Below are 24,424 nucleotides of genomic sequence, written 5' to 3'. Positions count from 1 at the left end.
AAGACCGGCGTCAGCCGATCTTCTGGCCGGTCTTGGCCCAGTCGGCAAGGAAGGCGGCGAGGCCCTTGTCGGTCAGCGGGTGATTGACCAGCGCCTTCAGCGTCGCCGGCGGCGCGGTCACGACATCGGCGCCGATCAGCGCGGCCTGCTTGACGTGGTTCACCGTGCGCACCGAGGCGGTCAGGATCTCGGTCTTGAAATCGTAATTGTCGTAGATGGTGCGGATTTCCGAGATCAGCTCCATGCCGTCGGAACCGGTGTCGTCGATGCGGCCGACGAAGGGCGAAATGAACGAGGCGCCGGCCTTGGCGGCGAGCAGCGCCTGGTTGGCCGAGAAGCAGAGCGTCACGTTGACCATGCGGTTCATCTGCGTGCGGATCGTCTTGCAGGCCTTCAGCCCATCCAGCGTCAGCGGCACCTTGATGCAGACATTCGGCGCGATCTTGGCCAGCACCTCGGCCTCGGCCATCATGTCCTTGAACTCGGTCGCCACGACCTCGGCCGAGACCGGGCCTTCGACGATGTCGCAGATCTGCTTGGTGACGTCGGCGATCTTGCCGCCCGATTTGAGGATCAGCGACGGGTTGGTGGTGACGCCGTCCAGCAGCCCAAGATCGTTGAGCTCCTTGATTTCCTTGATGTCAGCGGTGTCGACAAAAAACTTCATGGCTGTCTCCTTGGGGATCGCCCGGCGGTCGCCAGGCATATGCGAGGGTCCTCTTTGATCTAGACCAAAGTCAGGGCAAGGTCACGCCTGATGATGGAAGATTCGCCCTTTGTCGCAGCCGCGCCGGTGCTGGTGCCGATGCCTGCCGAACGGCCCTACACCTATGCCGTGCCGCCGGGCATGCGCGTGGTGCCGGGCTCGATCGTGCGCGTGCCGCTTGGGCCCCGCCAGGTCGCTGGCATCGTCTGGGACGGCGCCGTCGAAACCGTCGATGCGAAGAAATTGCGGCCGATCGAGGAGGTGTTCGACTGCCCGCCGATCGACAAGGCGATGCGCCGCTTCGTCGACTGGATCGCGCAATACACATTGTCGGCGCCCGGCATGGTGGCGCGCATGCTGCTCAGAGCCCCCGAGGCTTTCGACCCGGAGCCGTGGATCGAAGGGCTGCAGCGCACGCTGGCCGAGCCGGACCGATTGACCGACGCGCGGCGGCGGGTGCTGGAAACCGCGGAGGGCGGCCTCGCCTGGACGCGCTCGGGGCTCGCGCATGCGGCGGGTGTGTCCTCGACCGTCATCGACGGATTGCGGGCGCAGGGCGTGTTCGAGACGGTGATGATCCCGCCGCGACCGGTGGTGGCGGCGCCCGATCCCGGCCATGCCGTGCCGGATTTGATGCCGGACCAGAAAGCGGCGGCGCAGAAGCTTCGCGCCGCTGTCGCCGCCGATGCCTTCAACGTCACCCTGCTAGACGGCGTCACCGGATCGGGCAAGACGGAAGTCTATTTCGAAGCGGTGGCGGCGGCGCTCGACAAGGGCAGGCAGGTGCTGATCCTGTTGCCGGAAATCGCGCTGACGCATGCCTTCCTCGAACGCTTCCAGGACCGGTTCGGCGCCAAGCCGGGGGAGTGGCACTCGGACCTGCCGCCCCGGATGCGCGAACGCGTCTGGCGGCAGGTGGCCGAAGGCGGCGTGCGCGTCGTCGCCGGCGCGCGCTCGGCGCTGTTCCTGCCGTTCAAGGAACTCGGCCTGATCGTCGTCGACGAGGAGCACGATCCCGCCTACAAGCAGGAAGATCGCGTCTTTTACAATGCGCGCGACATGGCGGTTGTGCGCGGCCATATCGGTGCTTTCCCCGTCGTGCTCGCCTCGGCGACGCCTTCGGTGGAAAGCCGGGTCAACGCCAGCCAGGGCCGGTACGACCGGGCCGTGTTGTCGTCGCGCTTCGCCGAGGCGGCGCTCCCCGACCTCAAGTCGATCGACATGCGGCGCTCGCCGCCGGCGCGCGGCGGCTTCCTGTCTCCGGTCCTCCTGGAACAGATGCGGCATACGCTGGAGAGACAAGAACAGTCGCTGCTCTTCCTCAACCGGCGCGGCTATGCGCCGCTGACGCTCTGCCGCGTCTGCGGCCATCGCTTCGGCTGCCCCGTCTGCTCGGCCTGGCTGGTCGAGCACCGGTTTCGCGGCCAGCTCGTCTGCCACCATTGCGGCCACAATGAGCGGCGGCCGGAGGCCTGCCCGGAATGCGGCACGCTCGACCATCTGGTGGCCTGCGGTCCCGGCGTCGAGCGCATCGCCGAGGAAGTGGTCGGGCATTTCCCCGATGCCCGCACCATCGTCCTGTCCTCCGACCTTCTGGGCGGCGTGCGCCGGCTTCGGCTCGAGCTCGAGGCCGTCGCCAATGGCGAGGCCGACATCGTCATCGGCACGCAGCTCGTCGCCAAGGGTCACAATTTTCCCGGCATGACGCTGGTCGGGGTGGTCGACGCGGATCTGGGATTGGCCAATGGCGATCCGCGCGCCGCCGAGCGCACTTTCCAACTGCTCAGCCAGGTGACGGGGCGCGCCGGCCGCACCGGCAAGAAGAGCCTCGGCCTGCTGCAGACCTACCAGCCGGACCATCCGGTGATGCGGGCGATCGTGTCGGGCGATTCGGAGGCCTTTTACGAGCGCGAGATCGCCGAGCGCGAACGCGCGGCGCTGCCGCCTTTCGGCAGGCTCGCCGGCATCATCGTCAGCGCCGCGACACGGGGCGAGGCCGAAAGCCATGCGCGGGGGTTGAGACGGGCGGCGCCGCAGGCTTCCGATCTGTTCGTGCTCGGTCCGGCCGAGGCGCCGCTGTCGCTGATCGGCGGGCGTCACCGCTTCCGCCTGCTGATCCAGGGCGAGCGGCGCGCCGATATGCAAGGCTTCATCCGCGCCATGCTGGCCGAGGGGCCGAAGCTGCGCGGCTCGGTCAGGGTGCAGGTCGACATCGACCCGCAGAGCTTTTTGTGAGTTTGCGGGATTACTCTCTCAGATCACTTTCGGTGAAGGGATTCAGATGGGGTACATCGAGAATTGCAAAATGCCGCACATTGGCCGTTAGGACGGACATGTTATTCAAACGGGCAGTCGAGGCGATCACGACGTCCGCCAAACCGGGATTGAAGCCTTTGGCGATTGCGGCATCTTCCAATTTCCCGGCGTCTCGGGCGATTGCGACGTCCACCGGCAGAATGCGTTGGTCGAATTCCGTCATTAGCCGTTCGAACCAGACCCCGATACGCGACGCCTTCGAACTTGCACCGGATCGCTTCAATTTCGCGATCCCTTTTTCCAACTCCAAGACGACGATGGACGACAGGTGCCAGGAGCCACGCTCCCGCTGTTCGTCTACCCAGGTCAGTACGTGTGAGGGAAGCGGAGGGCGATCAGGCGCAAAGGCTGACAGGAAGGACGTATCGAGCAGATAGCCGCTCAAAAGTCGACGTCCCGTGACGGCGATTCGTTTCGCTCAAATTCGATACCGCCAGGGTACTGAAGCAGGAAGTCGACGAAGGCTTTTTGGCTGCCCTGCGGATAAAGCTTTCGCCCCTCATCAATCGGAACAACCATGGCAATCGCCTTGCCATGCCTGGTGATGGTAGTAGGCTCACCATTCCCCGCGGCCTCGACAAGTGCCGAAAGCCCTGCCTTAGCCTCCCGAAGCTGGACGGTTTTCAAGGCGATCTCCGTTGTAGTCTCATGTGGTCACAATATAGAGATTGCATAGGAAAGGAACAAGTCCAGATGAAAACCCTCGGCCTCATCGGCGGCATGAGCTGGGAATCGACGGCGATCTATTACCGCGTGCTCAACGAGATCGTGCGTGATCGCCTGGGCGGGCTACATTCGGCCAAGCTCCTCCTGTGGTCGTTCGATTTCGCCGAGATCGCCGAACGGCAGCATGCGGGCGACTGGGAAGGCGCCGGTGCCCTTCTCGTGGAGGCTGCACGCCAACTGGCGGCGGGTGGTGCCGAAGGCCTGGTGATCTGCACCAACACCATGCACAAGCTGGCTGACGCGGTGCAGGCGGCTATCTCTATCCCGCTCATCCACATCGCCGACGCAACTGGGCATGCCGTCGTCGATGCAGGCGTGAAGCGGCCGGCGCTGCTCGCGACGCGCTTCACCATGGAGCAGGATTTCTACAAGGGTCGGCTTGCCGACAAATACGGGCTGCAGCCGGTGGTGCCGGACCAGCCGGGGCGCGACATGGTGCACAAGGTGATCTATGACGAGCTCTGCCAGGGCATCGTCAAAGGCGAATCGAAATCCGCCTATCTCGACGAAGTCGGCCGGATGCTGCGCGACGACCGGGTGGACGGCGTCATCATGGGCTGCACCGAGATCACCATGCTGATCGGCCAGGGCGATTTCGACGTTCCGGTGTTCGACACGACGCGCATCCATGCCGAGGCCGCGGTCGATTTCGCGCTCGCCTGATGCGCGATTTCTAATGTGCCCGCCGTCCCTCTGGCGCGCTGTTTTTCCCTCGCTAGAATGCCGGTGTTTCAGAACAAGAAATATGAGGGGGACTTTATGGACTTTGCGTTTCCGTGGCCCGCCAGCCAGGGTGAATGGCTGGCCTGGTCGAGCGCCATCGTGACCCTGGCCCTCGGCCTGTTCCTGTTCCTGGCGCCGGAACTTGCGTTTCGTGTGCTGCGCCTGCAGCCAAGGCCGGAGAAAGCGGCTGCGATCGCCGAGGGACGCGGCCGCATGTCGGGCTTCTATCTCGGCGTCAGCCTGTGCTGCATCCTGTTGGCGCAGCCGCTGCTTTACATGGCGCTGGGCTTCTCCTGGCTGTTCACCGCCTTCGGCCGGCTCCTGTCGATGATGTCGGACGGCGCCAACACCCCTTTCAACTGGGTTTCCATCGTGGTTGAACTGGCATTGGCGGCGCTGCCGCTGGCCTTTGCCTTCGGCTTCGTGCCGTGAATCCGTGACTAAAGCGCGCCGCGTTGAAACGGATTCAAGCGACGCGCTTTAGCTCCTTGTTTCGATGCATGTCGTTCTCCCAAAACCGCTACACACTTTTGGGCGACATGCATTAATCCTGCGCTTAAGGTTGGCCTTCGCCGCCTGATGCGACAAAAGTGCCTGAAAACCATGCCGGGCGATGCATTGCGGTCTTAAAAAGCCTGTGCTAGACGGCAATCGACTTTCGGCAGGGGATAGCGGAAGCCGCATCTCCGTGCTTGAAAATTTGTAATAAGGTCAAAGATTTAGCCAGAGTTTTTGCTCGCGCCAACAATCTGCGGCCTGTCAGACAAGAGAAAAGACGGTCCGTGGCCCAATCGTCATCGCCAATCTCAGCTGTCGCAGAACGCTATGCAGGCTCGCTGTTCGAGCTCGCGCTGCAGGACAATTCAGTCGCCAAGGTCGAGGCCGACCTCACCAGCTTCGAGGCGCTGCTCAATGGCAGCGACGATCTCTCGCGGCTGATCAACAGCCCGGTGTTCTCCAGCGAGGACCAGGCTAGGGCCATCGCCGCCATCGCCGACAAGGCCAAGATCACCGGCCTGGTCGGCAATTTCCTGCGCGTCGTGGCCAAGAACCGCCGCCTGTTCGCGGTGCCCGGCATGATCAAGGCGTTCCGCCAGATCGCCGCCGACCATCGCGGCGAGGCCTCGGCCGAAGTCACCTCGGCGCATGCGCTGACGGCCGCGCAGCAGACTGAACTCAAGGCGACGCTCAAGGGCATCGCCGGCAAGGACGTGGCCATCGCCATGACCGTCGACCCGTCGCTGCTCGGCGGGCTGATCGTCAAGATGGGCTCGCGCCAGATCGATACGTCGCTCAAAACCAAACTCAATTCGCTCAAGCTTGCACTGAAAGAGGTCGGCTGATGGACATCCGCGCCGCGGAAATTTCCGCAATTCTGAAAGACCAGATCAAGAATTTCGGCAAGGAGGCCGAGGTCTCCGAAGTCGGCCAGGTTCTGTCCGTCGGTGACGGCATCGCCCGCGTCTACGGCCTCGACAATGTCCAGGCCGGCGAGATGGTCGAGTTCCCGGGCGGCATCCGCGGCATGGCGCTGAACCTCGAAGCCGACAATGTCGGCGTCGTCATCTTCGGTGCCGACCGCGACATCAAGGAAGGCGACACCGTCAAGCGCACCGGCGCCATCGTCGACGCGCCTGTCGGCATGGGCCTGCTTGGCCGCGTCGTCGACGCGCTGGGCAACCCGATCGACGGCAAGGGCCCGATCAAGGCAACCGAACGCAAGCGTGTCGACGTCAAGGCGCCCGGCATCATTCCGCGCAAGTCGGTGCATGAGCCGATGTCGACCGGCCTCAAGGCCATCGACGCGCTGATCCCGGTCGGCCGCGGCCAGCGCGAACTGGTCATCGGCGACCGCCAGACCGGCAAGACCGCCATCATCCTCGACACGATGCTGAACCAGAAGTCGGTGCACGACAACGGCCCCGAGAAGGAAAAGCTCTACTGCGTCTACGTCGCCGTCGGCCAGAAGCGCTCGACCGTCGCGCAGTTCGTCAAGGTGCTGGAAGAGCGCGGCGCGCTCGAATATTCGATCATCGTGGCCGCCACCGCGTCCGATCCGGCGCCGATGCAGTTCCTGGCGCCGTTCACCGCCTGCACCATGGGCGAATATTTCCGCGACAACGGCATGCATGCGCTGATCAGCTATGACGATCTGTCGAAGCAGGCCGTCGCCTACCGCCAGATGTCGCTCCTGCTGCGCCGCCCGCCGGGCCGCGAAGCCTATCCGGGCGACGTCTTCTACCTGCACTCGCGCCTGCTCGAGCGGGCCGCCAAGCTCAACGACGACAACGGCAACGGTTCGCTGACCGCGCTGCCGATCATCGAGACGCAGGCGAACGACGTGTCGGCCTACATCCCGACCAACGTGATCTCGATTACCGACGGCCAGATCTTCCTCGAGACCAACCTGTTCTTCCAGGGCATCCGCCCGGCGGTGAACGTCGGCCTGTCGGTGTCGCGCGTCGGCTCCTCGGCGCAGATCAAGGCGATGAAGCAGGTCGCCGGCTCCATCAAGGGCGAGCTCGCGCAGTATCGCGAAATGGCAGCCTTCGCGCAGTTCGGCTCCGATCTCGACGCCGCAACGCAGCGTCTGCTCAATCGCGGTTCGCGCCTGACCGAGCTGCTCAAGCAGCCGCAATTCTCGCCGCTCAAGGTCGAGGAACAGGTCTCGGTGATCTTCGCCGGCGTCAACGGCTATCTCGACAAGCTGCCGCTGAACCAGGTCGGCAAGTTCGAGCATGGCCTGCTCAGCCACATGCGCTCGGCCGGCAAGGATGTGCTCGATGCTATCCGCAAGGAGAAGGCGTTGTCGGACGACCTGCGCGCCAAGCTCAAGGCGGAGATCGACGCCTTCGCCAAGACCTTCGCCTAACAACAAGCCGGACGCACGGGATCAGGTTTGAAGCATGCCTTCATTAAAAGACCTTCGTAACCGTATCGCCTCGGTCAAGGCGACGCAGAAGATCACCAAGGCGATGCAGATGGTCGCCGCGGCGAAGCTGCGTCGCGCGCAGGAGGCGGCGGAAGCGGCGCGTCCCTATTCCGAGCGCATGGGCGCGGTTCTGGCCAACATCACCCAGGCGATCGGCGGCGGCGGCGATGCCCCGGCGCTGATGACGGGCACCGGCAGGGACGATGTGCATCTGCTCATCGTCTGCACCGCCGAGCGCGGCCTGTGCGGCGGCTTCAATTCGCAGATCGCGCGCCTTGCCCGCGACCACATCCGCCGGCTTCTCGCCGACGGCAAGCAGGTGAAGATCATCTGTGTCGGCAAGAAGGGCTACGACATCCTGCGCCGCGACTACGCCTCGATGATCCTCGAGCGCGTCGACCTGCGCGAGGTCAAGACGCTCGGCTTCGTCAATGCCGATGCGATAGCGCGCAAGGTCATCCACCTCTTCAACGAGGGCGGCTTCGACATCTGCACGCTGTTCTATTCGCAGTTCAAGTCGGTGATCAGCCAGATCCCGACGGCGCAGCAGATCATCCCGGCGGCGCAGGCTTCGGCCACCGCCGAAGCAGGCAATGGCGGCGGCGCCGTCTATGAATACGAGCCGGAGCCGGGCGAGATCCTCTCCGACCTCATCCCGCGCAACATCGCCGTGCAGGTCTTCCGCGCGCTGCTGGAAAACGCGGCGGGCGAGATGGGCGCCAAGATGAGCGCCATGGACAATGCGACGCGCAACGCCGGCGATATGATCAACAAGCTGTCGATCACCTACAACCGCCAGCGGCAGGCGCAGATCACCAAGGAACTGATCGAGATCATTTCGGGCGCCGAGGCGCTCTAATCACGCGCCGCGCGGGATACCCGGCGGCCAGCGTGAACAACGGATAGACGAAAAGGGCAAAGACGATGGCGAAAGCAGCTACCCCGAAGACCGCCGCCAAGGCGGCACCGGCCCCCAAGGCGGCGAAGGCCCCGGAAGCAGCCGAAAAGGCCGCCGTTCCGGCGAAGAAGGCAGCCGCTCCGGCCAAGGCGGCGAGCGTAGCGACGAAGCGGGTCGGCGCCGCCGGCAAGGTCCGCCAGGTCATCGGCGCCGTCGTCGACGTGCAGTTCGAAGATCATCTGCCCGCCATTCTGAACGCGCTTGAAACCGAAAATGTCGGCAACCGCCTGGTGCTCGAGGTCGCCCAGCATCTCGGCGAGAACACCGTGCGCTGCATCGCCATGGACTCGACCGAAGGCCTGGTCCGCGGCCAGAACGTCTACGACACCGGCGCGCCGATCTCGGTTCCGGTCGGTCCGGGCATGCTCGGCCGCATCATCAACGTCATCGGCGAGCCGGTCGACGAGGAAGGCCCGGTCGACGGCGTCGAGATGCGCGCCATCCACCAGCCCGCTCCGGCCTATGTCGATCAGTCGACGGAAGCGCAGATCCTGGTCACCGGCATCAAGGTTCTCGACCTGCTCGCGCCTTACGCCCGTGGCGGCAAGATCGGCCTGTTCGGCGGCGCCGGCGTCGGCAAGACCGTGCTGATCCAGGAGCTGATCAACAACGTCGCCAAGGCTCACGGCGGCTTCTCGGTGTTCGCCGGCGTCGGCGAGCGCACCCGCGAGGGCAACGACCTCTATCACGAGTTCATCGAATCGGGCGTCAACAAGAAGGGTGGCGGCGCCGGCTCGAAGGCCGCGCTGGTCTACGGCCAGATGAACGAGCCGCCGGGCGCGCGCGCCCGCGTCGGCCTGACCGGCCTCACCGTTGCCGAATATTTCCGCGACCAGGGCCAGGACGTGCTGTTCTTCGTCGACAACATCTTCCGCTTCACGCAGGCGGGCTCGGAAGTGTCGGCGCTGCTCGGCCGCATTCCTTCCGCCGTGGGTTACCAGCCGACGCTGGCCACCGACATGGGCGCGCTGCAGGAACGCATTACGACGACGACCAAGGGCTCGATCACCTCGGTGCAGGCCATCTACGTGCCGGCCGACGACTTGACCGACCCGGCGCCGGCGACCTCGTTCGCCCACCTCGACGCCACGACCGTGCTGAACCGCGCGATCTCGGAAAAGGGCATCTATCCGGCCGTCGACCCGCTGGATTCCACCTCGCGCATGCTCGACCCGATGGTCGTCGGCGAAGAGCACTACCAGGTCGCCCGCCAGGTGCAGTCGATCCTGCAGCGCTACAAGTCGCTGCAGGACATCATCGCCATCCTTGGCATGGACGAGCTGTCGGAAGAGGACAAGCAGACGGTGGCCCGCGCCCGCAAGATCGAGCGCTTCCTGTCGCAGCCGTTCTTCGTCGCCGAAGTGTTCACGGGCGCGCCGGGCAAGCTGGTCGACCTCGCCGACACCATCAAGGGCTTCAAGGGCCTCTGCGCCGGTGACTATGATCACCTGCCGGAAGCCGCCTTCTACATGGTCGGCGGCATCGACGAAGCGGTCGAGAAGGCGCAGCGCCTGGCGGCTGAAGCAGCGTAAAGAAGCGAATAGCGAATAGGGAGTAGCGAATAGGGATCAGTGGGCCAGCCGAGTTTTTCACTACTCGCTACTCGCTATTCCCTACTCGCTAGATTGGCATGGCTGAAGCTTTCAAGTTCGAACTGGTCTCGCCGGAGCGGCTGCTCGTTTCCGAGCAGGTCGAGTCCGTCGTCATCCCGGGCGCCGAAGGCGAGATGACGGTGATGGCACAGCACGCGCCGGTCATGACGACGATCAAGCCCGGCGTCGTCACGATCAAGGCCGCGTCCGGCAAGGAAGACCGCTTTGTCGTGTTCGGCGGTTTCGCCGACATCCTGCCGTCAGGCTGCACGCTGCTTGCCGAATCGGCAGTGCATGTGAACGACATCGACCGTGCTGACCTTGCCCGTCGCATCCAGGACGCCAAGGAAGACGCCACCGACGCCAAGGACGACGTGGCGCGCAGCCGCGCCGAGCAGTTCCTCAGCCAGCTCACCACGCTGGAAGGCGCGCTGCTGCCAGCCTGACGTTTGCTTAAGGCGGCAAGTCGCGATCGACTTTTCCTTCATCCACGATCTGACGGCGCCGTTGTACTGCGCCGACAATGGGCGCCCGCCGCTGGACCCGACCTTGATGTTCAAGGCGCTGTTTGTTGGCTACCTGTTCGGGGTGCGCTCGGAACGTCAGTTGGTGCGCGAGATCGAGGTCAATGTCGCCTATCGCTGGTTCCTGCGGCTGAAGCTGACGGACAAGGTGTTCGACGCCTCGACACTGTCGCAGAACCGTCGGCGGCGTTATCAGGACGAGAGCATTGCACAAGCGATCTTCGACAAGATTGTCGAGCAGGCGATCGGGGCGGGTCTGGTGGATGGGACGGTGCTCTATACCGACAGCACGCACCTGAAGGCCAACGCCAACAAGGGCAAGTACGACCTTGCCATGGTCGCCAAGTCGCGCGCCGACTACTGGGCCGATCTCGACCGCGCGATCGAGGCCGAGCGGGCGCTGCATGGCCAGAAGCCGCTGAAGGGCAAGGAGCGCAAGCCGCCGCAGAAGCAGACCAAGGTCTCGCGCGCCGACCCGGAGGCCGGCTACATGGTGCGCGAAGGTAAGCCGAAGGGCTTCTTCTACCTCGATCACCGCACGGTAGACGGGCGCTGCGGCATCATCACCGACACTTTCGCCACGCCGGCCAATGTGCACGACTCGATCGTCTATCTCGGCCGGCTGGACCGCCAGGTTGAGCGCTTCGGCTTCACCGTGGCGGCGGCGGGGCTGGATGCCGGCTACGCCACGCCGGGCATCGCCAAGGGCCTGGAAGACAGGAAGGTCAGGGGCGTCATCGGCTATCGCAACCCGACCCCACCCAAGCCCGGCAAGATGAGAAAGAGCGACTTCGTTTATGAACCGGATCTGGACGGCTATCGTTGCCCGCAGGGCCAGTTGCTCACCTACGCCACCACCAATCGGGACGGCTACCGCCAATACAGGAGCGACCCGTCCATCTGCCGCGATTGTCATGCCAAGCAGCTCTTCGGCCATCGTTATGCCCGCTTCCGAGGACGCACACGCGTCGCCTGCCAGTGCCTGATCGCAGCCGCCGCCCAGAACATGAAAAAGATCGCAATCAGCCTCTGGCCAAAACCCAAACCAAGCCTCGCATGAGGCTTATCGGCTACTCCAGCCCCTGACATCTCCTCCCGACATCAAGTTACAAAGCGCAATCAACGCCCAAAACAAAACCCCGCCGAAAATCGACGGGGTTTGTCAGCGGTCTGGAGCGGCGGGCTTGGCCCGCCGCTTTTTTATTTTCTGGGAAAGGCCAGTCATCCGAGAGGTGTCAGGCGGCCTTCGCTTCCTCGCGATGCAGCGTAAAGGAATGGCCGTCGGCGTCGAAGATGTGCAGATCGCCGCCGCCGGCGTTGAGCCGCAGCGTCTCGCCGCGCTTGACCTCGACATTGCCCGGCAGCTTGGCCACCAGCGGCAGGTCGGTCCGGCCGATATCGACATAGACGAGCTGAACCTCGCCGAGCTGCTCGATATAGTCGACCTTGCCTTCGAACAGATAGTCCGCGCCGGTCGCGATGGCGAGGTCCTCCGGCCGCACGCCGAAGCTGACCGCGGCGCCATTCGCCGAGGCAGGCGTCGCGATCGGCACCGTCGCCTTGCGGCCGCCGACATGGCTGACCACGGTCGGATTGCCGGCCTTCTCGATCTTCGCCGGCAATATGTTCATCGCCGGCGAGCCAATGAACTGGGCGACGAACAGATTGCCTGGACGTTTATAGAGTTCCATCGGCGTGCCCACCTGCTCGACGACGCCTTCCTTCAGCACCACGATGCGGTCCGCCAGCGTCATCGCCTCGACCTGGTCGTGCGTGACGTAGATCATGGTCGTATTCGGCATCGATTCCTTGAGCTTGGCGATCTCGATGCGGGTGGCGACGCGAAGTGCCGCGTCAAGGTTCGACAGCGGCTCGTCGAACAGGAACACCTTCGGGTTGCGCACGATGGCGCGGCCGATGGCGACGCGCTGGCGCTGGCCGCCCGACATCGCCTTGGGCAGGCGGTCGAGATATTTGGTCAGCTGCAGGATCTCCGCCGCCTGACGCACGCGCTTGTCGATCTCGGCCTTGCTTTCCTTGCCGATCTTCATCGAGAAGGCCATGTTGTCGTAGACCGTCATATGCGGATAGAGCGCATAGGACTGGAACACCATGGCGATGCCCCGCTTCGAGGGCGGCACGTCGTTCACCACCTCGCCGTCGATCTTCAGCTCGCCCGAGGTGATTTCCTCGAGGCCGGCGATCGACCGCAGCAAGGTGGATTTGCCGCAACCCGACGGCCCGACAAAGACGATGAACTCGCCCGATTTGATATCGAGGTCGATGCCGTGGAGAATGTTGAGGTTGCCGTATGATTTCTTCACCTGGTTCAGCGTGACATCGGCCATGTTTTTCCTCTCCCGTTGATCTCTGTTTTAGAAGTTCAGTCGATGCGCCCGAACCAGGCGCCATATCCGCCGAGGCGGACCGGCCCGGTGCCAGTCTGTCCCGAAAAGCCATGCCCGGGCAAGGGTTGCAGCGAGCCTTTACCGAGATCGACCTCGGCAGGCTTGCCGCCGAGGTTGAAGGCGCAGACGATCCGCTCATTGCCTTCGCGGCGCGTGAAGGCGACGGTATCGCCATCGCTTTCGATGAAGGTGATGTCGCCCTTGGCCAGCGCCGGATGCTGGCGCCGGAAGGCGAGGAAGCGCCGGTAATGTTCGAGCAGCGAGCTTGCGTCGCCCTGCTGCACGTTGACGGCCTGCGACAGGTGCTTGCCCGGCACCGGCAGCCACGGCTTGGCGCTCGAGAAACCGCCATTCTTGGCGGCAGCGTCCCACACCATCGGCGTGCGGCAACCGTCGCGGCCCTTGAACTCCGGCCAGAACCTAATGCCGTAGGGGTCCTGCAGGTCTTCGAACTTCAGCTCCGCCTCGCCAAGGCCGAGCTCTTCGCCCTGATAGATGCACACCGAGCCGCGCAGCGACATCAGAAGCGCCGAGATCACCTTCAGATAGGCGGTCGGATCCGCCTCGTTGGCGGCCCAGCGCGAGGCGACCCGCATCACGTCATGGTTGGAGAAGGCCCAGCACGACCAGCCGTCGCTGGCGACCGTGCCGAAGGCCTCCAGCACCGCGCGCACTTTCGCCGCGCTGATCTTCTCCGGCGCCAGGAAATCGAAGGAATAGCACATATGCACGCGCTTGCCCTCGGCGGTGTAGGCGGCGACCACCTCCAGGCCGCGCTGGGAGTCGCCTACCTCGCCGACGGCGGCCTGCGCCGGATATTCGTCGAGAAGCGCGCGGAAGCGCTCGAGGAAGCCGAGGTTCTCCGGCCGGCTCTTGTCGTAGAGATGGTCCTGGTAATTGTAGGGATTGACCGCCGGCGCCGTCTGGTCGTTGCGCTGTTCCGGCGGCAGCGGCGGATTGTCCTCCAGCCCCAGGCTGTGGAAGTAGAAATTGATCGTGTCGAGGCGGAAGCCGTCGACGCCGCGCTCCAGCCAGAAACGGGTGATGTCGAGCAGCGCGTCCTGGACTTCGGCGTTGTGGAAGTTGAGGTCGGGCTGTTCGGCCAGGAAGTTGTGCATGTAATATTGCTGGCGGCTGGTATCCCACTGCCAGGCCGAGCCGCCGAAGATCGACAGCCAGTTGTTGGGCGGCGTGCCGTCGGGCTTGGCGTCGGCCCACACATACCAGTCGGCTTTCGGATTGTTGCGGCTGGAGCGGCTTTCCTTGAACCAGGGGTGGATGTCGGCGGTGTGCGACAGCACCTCGTCGATCATCACCTTGAGGCCCAGCCGATGGGCTTCCGTCACCAGCGCGTCGAAATCGGCGAGCGTGCCGAACATCGGGTCGACATCGCAATAATCCGACACGTCGTAGCCGAAATCCTTCATCGGCGATTTGAAGAAGGGCGAGATCCAGATGGCGTCGACGCCGAGCGAGGCGATGTAGGGCAGCCGCCGCACGATGCCTTTCAGGTCGCCGATGCCGTCGTCGTTGGAGTCCTGGTAGGAGCGCGGATAGATCTGGTAGATCACCGCGCCCCGCCACCAGTCGCGGTCGATGGCAGGGTCTGGGGCGGGGTCTGGTCTGGAAGTCGCCTTCAAAGCCGATTGCATATCTTCAACCTCCTTTCACCGAGCCGGCAAGCAGCCCGCGGACGAAATAGCGCTGCAGCGAGAAGAAGACGATCAGCGGCACGATGATGGTGATGAACGCCGATGTCGTCAGGATTTCCCAGTTGCCGCCGCGCGAGCCGAGCAGCGCGTTGAGCTTGGCCGTCAGCACGATCTGATCGGGCGCCGTGCCGAGGAAAACCATCGCCACCAGCAGATCGTTCCATACCCACAGGAACTGGAAGATGGCAAACGAGGCAAGCACCGGGAAGGACAGCGGCAACACGATCTTGACGAAGATCTCGAAGTCGCTGGCGCCGTCGATGCGCGCCGATTCCATGATCTCGCGCGGCAGGCCGGCAATGTAGCTCCTGAGCAGGTAGATGGCGAAGGGCAGGCCGAAGCCGGTATGCGCCAGCCAGATGCCGAGATAGGTCTTGGACGGCACGCCGAAGAAGGTGCCGACGCCGTTGTAGAGCTTGAGCAGCGGGATCAGCGACATCTGCAGCGGCACGACCAGCAGGCCGATGATGACGGCAATCAGCAGCGCCCGGCCCGGAAACCGCATCCAGGCCAATGCATAGGCCGCGAAGGCTGCGATCAGGATGGGGATGATCGTTGCCGGGATGGTCACCGTCAGCGAGTTCATGAACGAGCGGCCGATGCCTTCGGAAAACAGCACGGCATCGTAGTTGTCCGTGGTGAATTTCGGCGGCGCGGAAGAGGCGAAATAGACGCGCTGGCCGCGGTCGCCCTCGAAGGCTTTCGCGGAGGACAGGACAAACGTGCCGTCGGCATTCATCTGCAAGGCGACACCGTCGCCGAGGTCGGCAGCCGTTCCGGCCTTGTACTGCGTCGGCGCGGACGACTTCACGCCGAAGGCGCTGATCTCGCGCTTGGGCCCGTCGCCGAAGATGTTGCCCTCGATGACGTATTTGCCGTCCTTCTGGGTTTGCGCCGATGCCGCGGGAAGTCGCCCGGCCTCGCTCTGGCTGGAACTGGCGAAGGAGTTCCACCAGCCCGATGCGACGATCTGGTCCTTGTCGCGCAGCGACGAGACGAGGATGCCGAGCGTGGGGATGGTCCAGATGACCACGAAGACGAGCACGGCGATATGGACGCCGAAGCGGCCGGCGAAGGACTTTCCGGTGGACGCAGCCATTTCAGTGCCCTCCCGTCTCTTTGTTGGCCTGGCGGATGTTCCAGACCATGATCGGGATGACCGCGATCATGATGATGATGGCGATGGTGGCGCCGCGGCCGAAATCGCCGCCGCCGCGGAACATCCAGTCGAACATCAGATTGGCCAGCACCTGGCTGTTCCATTGGCCGTTGGTCATGGTCAGCACGATGTCGAACACTTTGAGCACCAGGATGGTGATGGTGGTCCAGACAACGGCGATGGTGCCCCAGATCTGCGGCACCATGATCTTCCAGAAGATCTGGAACGGGTTGGCGCCGTCGATCACCGCGGCCTCGAGCGTCTCTTCGGGAATGCCGCGCAGCGCCGAGGACAGGATCACCATGGCAAAGCCGGTCTGGATCCAGATCAGGATGATCATCAGGAAGAAGTTGTTCCAGAACGGCAGCGATATCCACACCTGCGGCTGGCCGCCGAAATACTGGATGATGGCGTTGAGCAGGCCGATCTGCACCTGGCCCTCGCCGCGATACTCGTAGATGAACTTCCAGATCACGCTGGCGCCGACGAAGGAGATGGCGAGAGGCAGGAAGATAAGGCTCTTGGCGATCGTGCCCCACCAGATCTTGTCGGTGAGCACGGCGATGATCAGCCCAAGGAAGGTGCAGGCCGCCGGCACCACCGCCAGCCAAAGCACATTGTTCAGGATCGAATTGCGGAAATCGTGATCGCCGAGCGCCCACTCATAATTGGCGAGGCCGACGAAATTCGTGCCGCCGCGATCGAGGAAGGAGAGCCTCAACGTCTCGATGACCGGGTAGATCAGATAGATGGTGAGGATGATCATCGCCGGGCCGACGAACAGCCAGGGCCGCACCAGTCCCTGCCGGCGCAAATTGTCGACGGCGGCGGTCCCCGAGACGCCGCGCGACGGGAAGACGAGGTCGAGCAGTTTGTTGGCGCCCCAGAAATAGGCGACACAGCCGCCGACGCCGATGATGATGACGAATATGGCCGAGAAAATCTGAGCCGCCATGGGTCCCTCTCCCTGCGCATGATCGGCCAGCCGAGGCTGCCGATCGGATGCACCGACTTTCGGTTATTCGGAACAATCGAAACGCGAAGGCTTCCGGCGTCGACCGCCGGTCGGATCCGGGCCGTAGCCCGGATCCAGGTGGAGGATTAGGAGGAATTCAGGACGCCTACTTGATGGCATCCCAGCTTTTCTGGATGTCGGCGGCGACGTCCTGGGCGGACTTGCCGCCGACCAGGTCGATCATGCCGGTCCAGAACGAGCCCGCGCCGACCTTGCCGGGCATCAGATCGGATCCGTCGAAGCGGACCGTCGTTGCGCCGACCAGGATCTCGCCCTGCTTCTTCAGCGCGTCGCTGCCATAGGCGTCCTTGTTGGCCGACTTGAACGGGGTGACGAAGCTCTTCTGCGCCATCCACAATTCATGCGCGAGCGGCATTTCGAGGAACTTGATGAACTCGCGCGAGGCCTTGGAATCCTTGGTGATCATCACCAGCGTTCCCGCCACTTCCAGCGGCGTGCCCAGTTCCGGCTTGGAGGCGTAAGGCGGATAGGGGAAGAAGTCCGCGTCCTGGCCGAGCTTCACGTTTTCCGGGAAGAAGGAGGGGATGAACGATGCCTGATGGTGCATGTAGCACTTGGGCGGCACGGTGAAGAGGCCCTTCGGGCTGTCGCGGAAGTCGGTCGCCGCGACCGCCTTGGCGCCGCCATCCACCATCTTGTCGTCGGTGGCGATCTTGCCGAAGATGTCGATGGCGTTGACCACCGCCGGGTCGGTGAACGGGATCTCGTTCTTCACCCACTTGTCGTAGACCTCCGGCGGCTGCGTACGCAGCATGATGTCCTCGACCCAGTCGGTCGCAGGCCAGCCGGTGGCGCCGCCCGAGCCCAGCCCGATGCACCAGGGTTTGCCGCCGTCGGCGACGATCTTCTTTTCGAGATCGGCGAGCTCTTCCTGGGTCTTCGGCACCTTGTAGCCGGCTTCCTGGAAGTTGTCGGGCGAGTACCAGACCAGGCCTTTCACGTCGATCTTGTAGGGGAAGGCGTAGAAGCCCGGCTTGCCGTCCTTGCCATTATAGGTGCCGAGCTTGGCCCAGGAGTCGCCGGCGGCGTAGTTTTCCTTGATCCAGGCGGCGACGTCGTCGCCCAGCGGCGTCAGCACGCCCTTGGAAGCAAGATCCTGGATGAGGCCGGGCTGCGGCAGGACGGCGATGTTGGGCGGGCTGCCGGCCTGGGTGTCGATGACGATCTGCTGCTCATAATTTTCGGACGAGGAATATTTGACCTCGGCGCCGGTCGCTTCCTGGAAATAGTCGAGAACGGACCGCACAAGCGTCTCGTCCTCGCCACGCCACGGTCCGAAGATCGTCAGCGTCTCGCCCTTGAGGTCGACCTTCTTGAGGTCGTCGTAATTCGCCCAGTGAAACTTCGGATCCTCGCCCGGCTTGAATTTCAGCTCGGCATGTGCCGGCAGGCCAAGGGTGAGCGCAGCGAACGCGGCACCCAAGAGAAGCATTTTCTTCATCGCAGTCCTCCCAGTGTTGAAACAGTTCGGACGAAACCTCCATTTCGTCCGCCGACGCCCGCGGAACTGTGACTCAGCGAAAGGGCAACCGCAACCTTTCGAAGAGATTTCCAAAGCGCTTTGGCTGCTTTGATCTCGCCATTGAATTGCCTGGGAGTCAAGTAGGGGAGTTTATTAATCGATTTAAATCCGGCCGGATTGAGTAAAAAAGTGCGCCGCAGCATAGTTTTTTGGCGCCGCAGCAGCAATTTTGCTTCAAACGGCGCTGATCGCGCTCTAAGGTCATGATACTTGGCGATCACGCCAACAATCATCGGATCGATTCCTGTTTGAAAGCGCTTTGAGGCTGGAGGGCCTCCGATGAACCTCAAGCAACTGTCGCACATGCTGTCGCTTTCGCAGACTACGGTGAGCCGGGCGCTCAACGGCTATCCCGAGGTCAGCGAGGAAACCCGGCGGCGGGTCATGGACGCCGCCAAGCGCCACGGCTACCGGCCGAACCCCAGCGCGCGTCGGCTCGCCACCGGCAAGTCGGGAATGATCGGCTATGTGCTGCCGACCGGCGCCGCCGTCGACATCGATCCGCATTTCGTCGAATTCCTCTCCGGCCTCGGCGACTATGCCCGCGCGCACGAGCTCGACCTCGTGCTTTCGCCCGCCGATGCCGACGACGAGGAAACCACCTACCGGCGCATCGTCGCCAACCGGCAGGTCGACGCCGTCTACCTTTCCTCGCCGCGTCCGGCCGACAGGCGGCTGGCGCTGGTCAACACGCTGGGCATTCCCTTCATCGTCCATGGCCGCAGCGAAGGCTTCGACTTCGACTATCCCTATCTCGACATCGACAATGAGGGCGCCTTCCACGAAGCGGCGCGGCTGTTGATCCAGCTCGGCCACAAGCGCCTGGCGCTGATCAACGGCAACGAGCGCGAGACCTTCGCCATCCACCGCGAGCGCGGTATGCGCCGCGCGCTCGCCGCGAGCGGCCTGACGCTCGGCGAACGCCACATCCGCTCGATGACCATGACCGAGGAAAACGGCTATCGCGCCGCCCGCCGACTGCTCGAGGAAGATGAGCCGCCGACGGCTATCGTCTGCTCCAGCCTGATCATGGCGCTGGGCGTCGTGCGCGCAGTGCGCGACCTTGGCCTGACCATTCCGGGCGACCTGTCGCTGGTCGCGCATGACGACGTCTTCCCCTGGTTGCGGCCGGAGAATTTCCCGGTGCCGCTGTCGACCACGCGCTCCTCGATCCGCCTTGCCGGCGCCCGCGTCGCCGAGCGCCTGGCGGCGCGGATATCGGGATTGGAAGAGGGCGCGCGCGGCGAGGTCTGGCCGGTGGATCTGGTGGTGCGGGGATCGGTGGCCGGCGCGCCGGTCTAGGTCACGATTCGACAGCTTCGCCGAGCGCTCCCTTCTGGACTGCCTTTGTCGTCGTGGGACAACGATCCGCCTTCGGCTGCTCCTGATCTCGGACGGTGACAACCGGTAAGCCATAACCGTCAACCAGTCCTTCAGAGTGCGCCATTTGCTCACGTTCCCGTTCACCGAAGCGGATCCAATCCAATACCCCGGGCCGCCGCCGAAGACGTCGCAGGTGGTGATTGTCGGTGGCGGCATCATCGGCGCAACCACGGCCCTGTTCCTTGCCTCCCGCAACATTCCGGTGACGCTGCTGGAGAAAGGCCGCGTCGCGGCCGAGCAGTCATCGCGAAACTGGGGCTGGATCAGAAAGCAGGGACGGGATGCGGACGAGCTGCCGATTGTCATCGAGGCTATTCGCCTGTGGCGGCAACTGGCCGAGGAATGCGGCGAAGACATCGGGCTGAACCAGACCGGCGTGACCTATCTGGCGAATGCCGACAAGGACATGGCCGGCTTCGAAGCGTTCATGAAGATCGCCGCGATCCATGATCTCGACACGCGCCTCCTTGACGCGAACGAGACCGCGAAACTCATCACCGGCATGTCGCGCAGGTTCGCGGGCGCGATGACGACGCCCTCCGACATGCGTGCGGAACCTTGGCTGGCGGTGCCAGCGCTGGCCAGGCTCGCCGTGCGAAAAGGCGCCAGGATCGTCGAGAACTGCGCGGCGCGAGGCCTCGACATCGCGGCCGGCAGGATCAAGGGCATGTGGACCGAGGCGGGATATATCGAGACCTCCACCGTGCTGGTCGCGGGCGGCGCCTGGTCGTCCCTGTTCCTGGCGCGGCACGGCGTGTCCATCCCCCAGCTCAGCGTTCGGGTGACCGTAGCCGCAACGGAATCCCTGCCTGAAGTCTATGCAGGCGCGGCCGCCGACAATCACATCGCTTTCAGGCGCAGGCAGGATGGCGGATACACGCTCGCAGGAGGCAGCCACCTGCTTTACCTGGGGCCTGACGCATTCCGGCACGCCACCAGGTACATTCCCGCCCTCAGGAACGATCCGTTCGGAGCGCGCTATTTTCCGTTCGCTCCATCAGGCTACCCGGATGGCTGGTCGACACCGCGCAATTGGGCGCCGGATGCGCCAAGCCCTTTCGAGAGGATGCGGGTGCTCAACCCAGCCCCTCAACCGGCCCGGCTTCGTAGGATCGAGCGCAATTTCAAACAGCTTTTTCCGCAGTTCGACAAACTTCGCCTGAAGGTCGGCTGGGGCGGCATGATCGACGCCATGCCCGACGTCGTCCCCGTCGTGGACCGGGTCCAGGCGATCGGCGGTCTTTTCGTCGCGACCGGAATGAGCGGCCACGGCTTCGGTATCGGGCCCGGCATAGGCCGCGTCGTCTCCGACCTGATCCAGGGAAACGAAACCGGGCACGACCTCAGCCGCTTCCGGCTGTCGCGCTTCTACGATGGAAGCCCTGTCCGGTTAGGGCCGGCGCTTTGAATAGCTGCTCGAAGTGCGTTCTCGATCGTCACGGCAACGGGCCGCTGATTGCTCCCCTCACGGCAATTGGGATGGCCGACTAATTCCCCGACAGGGATTTTGAAAGGTTGCCGTTTGTCTTGACGCAAGATTTTTCACTCAGATCCGTGAAACCAGAGCAAACGCCGGGGATTGGTCGAAAGCCGCCCCAACGTCGTCATTCTATGGCGAAGCAAGGAGCGAAGCGACGCGGCGCAGACCATAGAATCCATGCCGTGACTTGGAAGCGCTGCTACGGTGCAGAATTCTGCTCCGCTGCACGCCTTGGCGAAGGTAACGGCATGGATTCTAGGGTCTTCGCGACGGAGTTCCGCTCCTGCTCCGCCCTAGAATGACGATCGCAACGGGCGTTTCGGCCAATCTCCAAGGCATGCCACCTTCCAACGCAAACAGAGCCGACCGGTCAAAATCTCCGTGCAGTGTCACTAGTTGGACTTATTCCTCCGCCGCTTCCGCCGCCTTCAGGTCGATCAGCCCATAGCCGAAATCATTGTCCCGCCCTTTCGGCCCAAGATCCTTGGCGGTTGCCGCCAGCGCCTTCTCGATCTCGTCGGCCGAGCGGTCGGGCGCGGCGTGGATCAGGTTGGCGATGGCACCGGACACGATCGCGGCGGCGAAGGAGGTGCCGGTCACGACGTCGGAGCCGGCGCCGCTCGGCGCCACCATCTCGACGCCCGGCGCAGAGATGAACACATAGGCGCCGCGATTGGCCTGCGGCATCAGCCCGTCCTTGGCGTCGGTGGCGGTGACGGCGATGACGTCGTCGAAGGCAGCCGGATAGCCATAGGGCGCCTTCGGCCCGTTGTTGCCGGCGGCCGCGACCAGCACGATGCCGAGCGCCCGCGCATTGCGGCACGCGGTGCCGAGCAGGTCGTTCTTCGGCCCGACGAAGCTCATGTTGATGATGCGCACGTCCTGTTCCGCCGCCCAGTCGAGCGCCGACAGGATCACATCCATGGTCGACTTGCCGCCTTCGAAGGCGCGCGCATGATAGATCCTGGCGCCTGGCGCCATGCCTTCCAGCGGACCGACGCCGGCGATCAGCCCGTCGACCGAGGTGCCGTGGTCGCGCTTCTCGATCGGCACGTTCGGCATCGCGTCATATTGCTGGGCGATAACGCCGGCAAGCGCCGGGTTGGTGTCGTCGATGCCGGTGTCGATGACGGCGACACGCACATTCTCGCCGCTCGCCTGTTTCGAATCGAGCGCGATGCGGTCGAAGGCATAGTTCACGATGCCCGCCGCCTGCTGCAGCGTATAGATGTGGTTGGGCTCGCGCCGCTGCGTACGCCCGTCGGCGGCAAGCTGCGCCAGCACCACGCCGACCGGGCGCCCGTCGGTGATGCCGAAGCGCACCAGCGTGGTGCCGAGCAGCCGCGACTGGCGCTGCGAGCGCACCTGCAGGCCGAAGGAATTGGCGATCTGCTGCACCACGCCGGCATCGCCATCGACCGTCACCAGCACCTCGTCGGGCACGAATTCGCCGGCAATCGCGCGCGGCGGCTCGGCAAGGTTGAGGCCCTGCGGCACCGTGACGGGTCCGCTCGGCGTCGGGGCCGGCGTGTTGCTGGAACCGTTCGACGATGATGTTCCATTGGACGGTGCGGGCGTTTGTGGGGTCGCGCCGGCGGGCGTGTTCGGGAACAGGTCGACGATCAGCGCCGGCAGGAACACCGCGCCGCCCGTGGCCGTGCCGTTGCCCGGCGCGCCACCGTTGCCCTTGGCGCCGCCGTCCTTGTCGCAGCCCGTGCCTGCGGCTGTCGTGCGGTCGAGGCAGTCGACCGGCTTTTGCGTCAGGTTGGGATCGTTGGTCTGCGCAAACGCAGGCGCGGCGACAAGTGCCGCCGCGAGGATTGCCGCGTGAAGAATGACCGCCTTAGCCGCCATCGACCGGTTTCCTTCCCTGCACCACAGCATCCGCGAAAGGCTGGGCGGCAATAAGGCCGACAATCCGGTCGTAGTCGGCCGCCTTGTCGGCCGGGATCGTCAGGTGAAAGACGCCATCAGCGGTCGGGCCGCCGGCGATCTTCAACCCGTTCTGGCCGAGGAAGGCGGCGATGTCGGCCATCTTGGCATCCGGCTTGAACTTGACCAGGGCGAAAGGCAGCTTCGCCAGATCGTCCTGAGCGCCGGCCACCTCGAAGTCGTTGCCCTTGCCGCCCGGCCGTTCGAAGGACTGCACGATGACCAGCGCCAGCAGCGCCGCGGCCGCCGCCCAGGCGACGCCGGCCGGCATCGCCGTCACCCGGCCGAAGACTTTCGCCAGCCAGGATTGGCCGGGCGCGCGCACGGGGCCGGCCTCGGCGTCGAGCGCCCTGGCGAAGCGCGACAGTGCGTCGGCCGGCGGGCGGATCGCCTCGTTGGCGGCGGCGGTGCCGGAGAACTCGGCCTCCGCCTCGCCAAGTGCTGCCATCGCCGCCGGATCGGTGGCCAGCCATTCCTCGACGGCCTCCAGTTCGGCGCCTTCCAGCGAGCCGTTCAGGTAGAACGGCAGCAGCGTTTCCATCTCGTCGCGGCGCGACATCTTTTCAGCGGCGCTCATGGCCACCCCCTGTCGTAACCGGCGGCCTTGAGGGCTTCGCCGAGTTTCTTGCGGGCGTAGAACATCCTCGTCTTGACGGTCGCGACCGGAATGTCGAGCACCTCGCCGATCTCGGTCACCGACTGTCCATGGTAATAGGCAAGGTCGATCACCGTGCGGTGCTCTTCCGGCAGGGCGTCGATCATGCGGCGCAAGGCGGCGGCCTTGTCCTCCTTCATGGTCACGACTTCCGGCGTGTCGGCGCTGTCGGGAACTTGCGCCGCATCGTCGTCGTCGATCCAGTCTTCCTTCTTCTTGCGCAGCATGGACAGCGCCTTGAAGCGGGCGATGCCGAGCAGCCACGTGGAAACTTCAGAGCGCCCCTCGAAGCTGGGCGCCTGTTTCCACAGCTCCAGAAAGACCTCGTTTGCGATATCGTCGGCCATCATTTCCGATCCCGTCTGGCGCACCACGAAGCGGTAGACCCGCGCGTGGTGACGCATGAACAGGAGCCGGACGGCGGCCCGGTCGCCCTTCGCGACCCGGTCCACAAGCGCGCGATCGGTTTCCGTCGCCGCGTTCATGGCCGGTCGAGCCGCCTAGCTCCTCGAAGCTCTGTCGCTGATCGGTCCAAAAAGGTTCACCCTCCGCCAAGGATTTATCGAAGGCTAACCGAAGAAAGTGAGCGTTGCCAGAGGGTAGCGCTCCCCCTTCTCCCCTTGTGGGAGAAGGTGTCGTCGAAGGCGACGGATGAGGGGT

22 protein-coding genes and 1 pseudogene are annotated in these 24,424 nt (G+C 64.2%); 11 read left to right on the top strand and 12 right to left on the bottom strand.

Annotated features, from left to right (window positions below; genetic code table 11):
* Positions 1-10: 10 nt before the first annotated feature.
* A complete protein-coding gene (gene fsa / locus AC0YKC_RS04590) occupies positions 11-667 on the bottom strand; it encodes a fructose-6-phosphate aldolase (RefSeq protein ID WP_434724411.1) in 657 nt (218 codons plus the stop codon).
* Between the two features lie 90 nt (positions 668-757).
* On the opposite strand from fsa, the gene AC0YKC_RS04585 reads away from it, so the two are divergent.
* Complete coding sequence (locus AC0YKC_RS04585; protein WP_488510284.1) at positions 758-2,941, top strand: primosomal protein N'; 2,184 nt, start codon at positions 758-760, stop codon at positions 2,939-2,941.
* A 10-nt stretch (positions 2,942-2,951) separates the two neighbouring features.
* Here the strand turns inward: AC0YKC_RS04585 and AC0YKC_RS04580 are convergent, their stop codons facing one another.
* Positions 2,952-3,407 (bottom strand): PIN domain-containing protein, encoded by a 456-nt coding sequence (locus AC0YKC_RS04580; protein ID WP_488510283.1) that lies wholly within the window; start codon positions 3,405-3,407, stop codon positions 2,952-2,954.
* Entirely contained in the window at positions 3,404-3,649 is a 246-nt protein-coding gene (locus AC0YKC_RS04575) for a type II toxin-antitoxin system Phd/YefM family antitoxin (protein WP_320297578.1), read from the bottom strand. The genes AC0YKC_RS04580 and AC0YKC_RS04575 overlap by 4 nt, the downstream gene beginning before the upstream one ends.
* Before the next feature lie 66 nt (positions 3,650-3,715).
* On the opposite strand from AC0YKC_RS04575, the gene AC0YKC_RS04570 reads away from it, so the two are divergent.
* The 8 genes and pseudogenes from AC0YKC_RS04570 to AC0YKC_RS04535 all read left to right on the top strand — a co-directional run.
* Complete coding sequence (locus AC0YKC_RS04570; RefSeq protein WP_488510282.1) at positions 3,716-4,411, top strand: aspartate/glutamate racemase family protein; 696 nt, start codon at positions 3,716-3,718, stop codon at positions 4,409-4,411.
* Between the two features lie 96 nt (positions 4,412-4,507).
* The gene (locus AC0YKC_RS04565) at positions 4,508-4,903 is read left to right on the top strand and encodes an AGROH133_08824 family phage infection protein (protein ID WP_488510281.1); all 396 of its coding nucleotides are present in this window, start codon (positions 4,508-4,510) and stop codon (positions 4,901-4,903) included.
* Between the two features lie 350 nt (positions 4,904-5,253).
* Entirely contained in the window at positions 5,254-5,814 is a 561-nt protein-coding gene (locus tag AC0YKC_RS04560; protein ID WP_320297581.1) for a F0F1 ATP synthase subunit delta, read from the top strand.
* Positions 5,814-7,343: a F0F1 ATP synthase subunit alpha gene (atpA, locus tag AC0YKC_RS04555; RefSeq protein WP_320297582.1), complete on the top strand. Its 1,530-nt coding sequence runs from the start codon at positions 5,814-5,816 to the stop codon at positions 7,341-7,343. Before AC0YKC_RS04560 ends, atpA begins: the two co-directional genes overlap by 1 nt.
* 34 nt (positions 7,344-7,377) lie before the next feature.
* Positions 7,378-8,262 carry a F0F1 ATP synthase subunit gamma gene (locus tag AC0YKC_RS04550; RefSeq protein WP_320297583.1) on the top strand — a complete coding sequence of 295 codons (885 nt, stop codon included), beginning with the start codon at positions 7,378-7,380 and terminating at the stop codon, positions 8,260-8,262.
* A 65-nt stretch (positions 8,263-8,327) separates the two neighbouring features.
* Positions 8,328-9,893: a F0F1 ATP synthase subunit beta gene (atpD, locus tag AC0YKC_RS04545; protein ID WP_320297584.1), complete on the top strand. Its 1,566-nt coding sequence runs from the start codon at positions 8,328-8,330 to the stop codon at positions 9,891-9,893.
* A gap of 98 nt (positions 9,894-9,991) precedes the next feature.
* A complete protein-coding gene (locus AC0YKC_RS04540) occupies positions 9,992-10,399 on the top strand; it encodes a F0F1 ATP synthase subunit epsilon (protein WP_488510280.1) in 408 nt (135 codons plus the stop codon).
* A pseudogene (locus AC0YKC_RS04535) lies at positions 10,398-11,537 on the top strand (IS1182 family transposase); the annotation flags it as partial. The gene AC0YKC_RS04540 and the pseudogene AC0YKC_RS04535, both read left to right, overlap by 2 nt.
* A 175-nt stretch (positions 11,538-11,712) precedes the next feature.
* On the opposite strand, the gene AC0YKC_RS04530 reads toward AC0YKC_RS04535, so the two are convergent.
* The 6 genes from AC0YKC_RS04530 to AC0YKC_RS04505 all read right to left on the bottom strand — a co-directional run bounded on the left by AC0YKC_RS04530 (position 11,713) and on the right by AC0YKC_RS04505 (position 18,547).
* Positions 11,713-12,825: an ABC transporter ATP-binding protein gene (locus AC0YKC_RS04530; RefSeq protein WP_320294153.1), complete on the bottom strand. Its 1,113-nt coding sequence runs from the start codon at positions 12,823-12,825 to the stop codon at positions 11,713-11,715.
* A gap of 35 nt (positions 12,826-12,860) precedes the next feature.
* Complete coding sequence (bglA, locus tag AC0YKC_RS04525) at positions 12,861-14,537, bottom strand: beta-galactosidase BglA (RefSeq protein ID WP_488510279.1); 1,677 nt, start codon at positions 14,535-14,537, stop codon at positions 12,861-12,863.
* Positions 14,538-14,541: 4 nt separating this feature from the next.
* Positions 14,542-15,696: a carbohydrate ABC transporter permease gene (locus tag AC0YKC_RS04520; RefSeq protein WP_434724893.1), complete on the bottom strand. Its 1,155-nt coding sequence runs from the start codon at positions 15,694-15,696 to the stop codon at positions 14,542-14,544.
* Between the two features lies 1 nt (position 15,697).
* Complete coding sequence (locus tag AC0YKC_RS04515) at positions 15,698-16,711, bottom strand: carbohydrate ABC transporter permease (protein WP_320294156.1); 1,014 nt, start codon at positions 16,709-16,711, stop codon at positions 15,698-15,700.
* Positions 16,712-16,877: 166 nt separating this feature from the next.
* The gene (locus AC0YKC_RS04510) at positions 16,878-18,233 is read right to left on the bottom strand and encodes an ABC transporter substrate-binding protein (protein ID WP_320294157.1); all 1,356 of its coding nucleotides are present in this window, start codon (positions 18,231-18,233) and stop codon (positions 16,878-16,880) included.
* Positions 18,230-18,547: a hypothetical protein gene (locus AC0YKC_RS04505; RefSeq protein ID WP_488510278.1), complete on the bottom strand. Its 318-nt coding sequence runs from the start codon at positions 18,545-18,547 to the stop codon at positions 18,230-18,232. The genes AC0YKC_RS04510 and AC0YKC_RS04505 overlap by 4 nt, the downstream gene beginning before the upstream one ends.
* Positions 18,548-18,593: 46 nt before the next feature.
* Here AC0YKC_RS04505 and AC0YKC_RS04500 point away from each other — a divergent pair, with 46 nt between their 5' ends.
* Together AC0YKC_RS04500 and AC0YKC_RS04495 are read left to right on the top strand one after the other, a co-directional pair.
* Positions 18,594-19,616, top strand: coding sequence for a LacI family DNA-binding transcriptional regulator (locus AC0YKC_RS04500; RefSeq protein WP_320294159.1), 1,023 nt, complete (start codon positions 18,594-18,596; stop codon positions 19,614-19,616).
* 145 nt (positions 19,617-19,761) lie between these two features.
* Positions 19,762-21,105 (top strand): NAD(P)/FAD-dependent oxidoreductase, encoded by a 1,344-nt coding sequence (locus tag AC0YKC_RS04495; protein WP_488510277.1) that lies wholly within the window; start codon positions 19,762-19,764, stop codon positions 21,103-21,105.
* Between the two features lie 474 nt (positions 21,106-21,579).
* Here the strand turns inward: AC0YKC_RS04495 and AC0YKC_RS04490 are convergent, their stop codons facing one another.
* Genes AC0YKC_RS04490 through AC0YKC_RS04480 form a run of 3 tightly spaced genes read right to left on the bottom strand, consistent with a single transcriptional unit; the run spans position 21,580 to position 24,249 of the window.
* Entirely contained in the window at positions 21,580-23,031 is a 1,452-nt protein-coding gene (locus tag AC0YKC_RS04490; RefSeq protein ID WP_488510276.1) for a S8 family serine peptidase, read from the bottom strand.
* The gene (locus AC0YKC_RS04485; RefSeq protein WP_488510275.1) at positions 23,021-23,686 is read right to left on the bottom strand and encodes an anti-sigma factor; all 666 of its coding nucleotides are present in this window, start codon (positions 23,684-23,686) and stop codon (positions 23,021-23,023) included. Before AC0YKC_RS04485 ends, AC0YKC_RS04490 begins: the two co-directional genes overlap by 11 nt.
* A complete protein-coding gene (locus AC0YKC_RS04480; RefSeq protein ID WP_488510274.1) occupies positions 23,683-24,249 on the bottom strand; it encodes a sigma-70 family RNA polymerase sigma factor in 567 nt (188 codons plus the stop codon). The genes AC0YKC_RS04485 and AC0YKC_RS04480 overlap by 4 nt, the downstream gene beginning before the upstream one ends.
* Between the last annotated feature and the right edge of the window lie 175 nt (positions 24,250-24,424).

It is taken from the genome of Mesorhizobium sp. CNPSo 4661 (genome assembly GCF_057784215.1).
This window is presented reverse-complemented; position numbering and strand designations above follow the sequence as displayed.

What these genes read in the sequence shown, in the direction of transcription:
- fsa (WP_434724411.1), bottom strand. Translation starts at nt 667, where the DNA reads ATGAAGTTTTTTGTCGACACCGCTGACATCAAGGAAATCAAGGAGCTC.
- AC0YKC_RS04585 (WP_488510284.1), top strand. Translation starts at nt 758, where the DNA reads ATGATGGAAGATTCGCCCTTTGTCGCAGCCGCGCCGGTGCTGGTGCCG.
- AC0YKC_RS04570 (WP_488510282.1), top strand. Translation starts at nt 3,716, where the DNA reads ATGAAAACCCTCGGCCTCATCGGCGGCATGAGCTGGGAATCGACGGCG.
- AC0YKC_RS04565 (WP_488510281.1), top strand. Translation starts at nt 4,508, where the DNA reads ATGGACTTTGCGTTTCCGTGGCCCGCCAGCCAGGGTGAATGGCTGGCC.
- atpA (WP_320297582.1), top strand. Translation starts at nt 5,814, where the DNA reads ATGGACATCCGCGCCGCGGAAATTTCCGCAATTCTGAAAGACCAGATC.
- AC0YKC_RS04550 (WP_320297583.1), top strand. Translation starts at nt 7,378, where the DNA reads ATGCCTTCATTAAAAGACCTTCGTAACCGTATCGCCTCGGTCAAGGCG.
- atpD (WP_320297584.1), top strand. Translation starts at nt 8,328, where the DNA reads ATGGCGAAAGCAGCTACCCCGAAGACCGCCGCCAAGGCGGCACCGGCC.
- AC0YKC_RS04540 (WP_488510280.1), top strand. Translation starts at nt 9,992, where the DNA reads ATGGCTGAAGCTTTCAAGTTCGAACTGGTCTCGCCGGAGCGGCTGCTC.
- AC0YKC_RS04530 (WP_320294153.1), bottom strand. Translation starts at nt 12,825, where the DNA reads ATGGCCGATGTCACGCTGAACCAGGTGAAGAAATCATACGGCAACCTC.
- bglA (WP_488510279.1), bottom strand. Translation starts at nt 14,537, where the DNA reads ATGCAATCGGCTTTGAAGGCGACTTCCAGACCAGACCCCGCCCCAGAC.
- AC0YKC_RS04520 (WP_434724893.1), bottom strand. Translation starts at nt 15,696, where the DNA reads ATGGCTGCGTCCACCGGAAAGTCCTTCGCCGGCCGCTTCGGCGTCCAT.
- AC0YKC_RS04515 (WP_320294156.1), bottom strand. Translation starts at nt 16,711, where the DNA reads ATGGCGGCTCAGATTTTCTCGGCCATATTCGTCATCATCATCGGCGTC.
- AC0YKC_RS04510 (WP_320294157.1), bottom strand. Translation starts at nt 18,233, where the DNA reads ATGAAGAAAATGCTTCTCTTGGGTGCCGCGTTCGCTGCGCTCACCCTT.
- AC0YKC_RS04505 (WP_488510278.1), bottom strand. Translation starts at nt 18,547, where the DNA reads ATGATTGTTGGCGTGATCGCCAAGTATCATGACCTTAGAGCGCGATCA.
- AC0YKC_RS04500 (WP_320294159.1), top strand. Translation starts at nt 18,594, where the DNA reads ATGAACCTCAAGCAACTGTCGCACATGCTGTCGCTTTCGCAGACTACG.
- AC0YKC_RS04490 (WP_488510276.1), bottom strand. Translation starts at nt 23,031, where the DNA reads ATGGCGGCTAAGGCGGTCATTCTTCACGCGGCAATCCTCGCGGCGGCA.
- AC0YKC_RS04485 (WP_488510275.1), bottom strand. Translation starts at nt 23,686, where the DNA reads ATGAGCGCCGCTGAAAAGATGTCGCGCCGCGACGAGATGGAAACGCTG.
- AC0YKC_RS04480 (WP_488510274.1), bottom strand. Translation starts at nt 24,249, where the DNA reads ATGAACGCGGCGACGGAAACCGATCGCGCGCTTGTGGACCGGGTCGCG.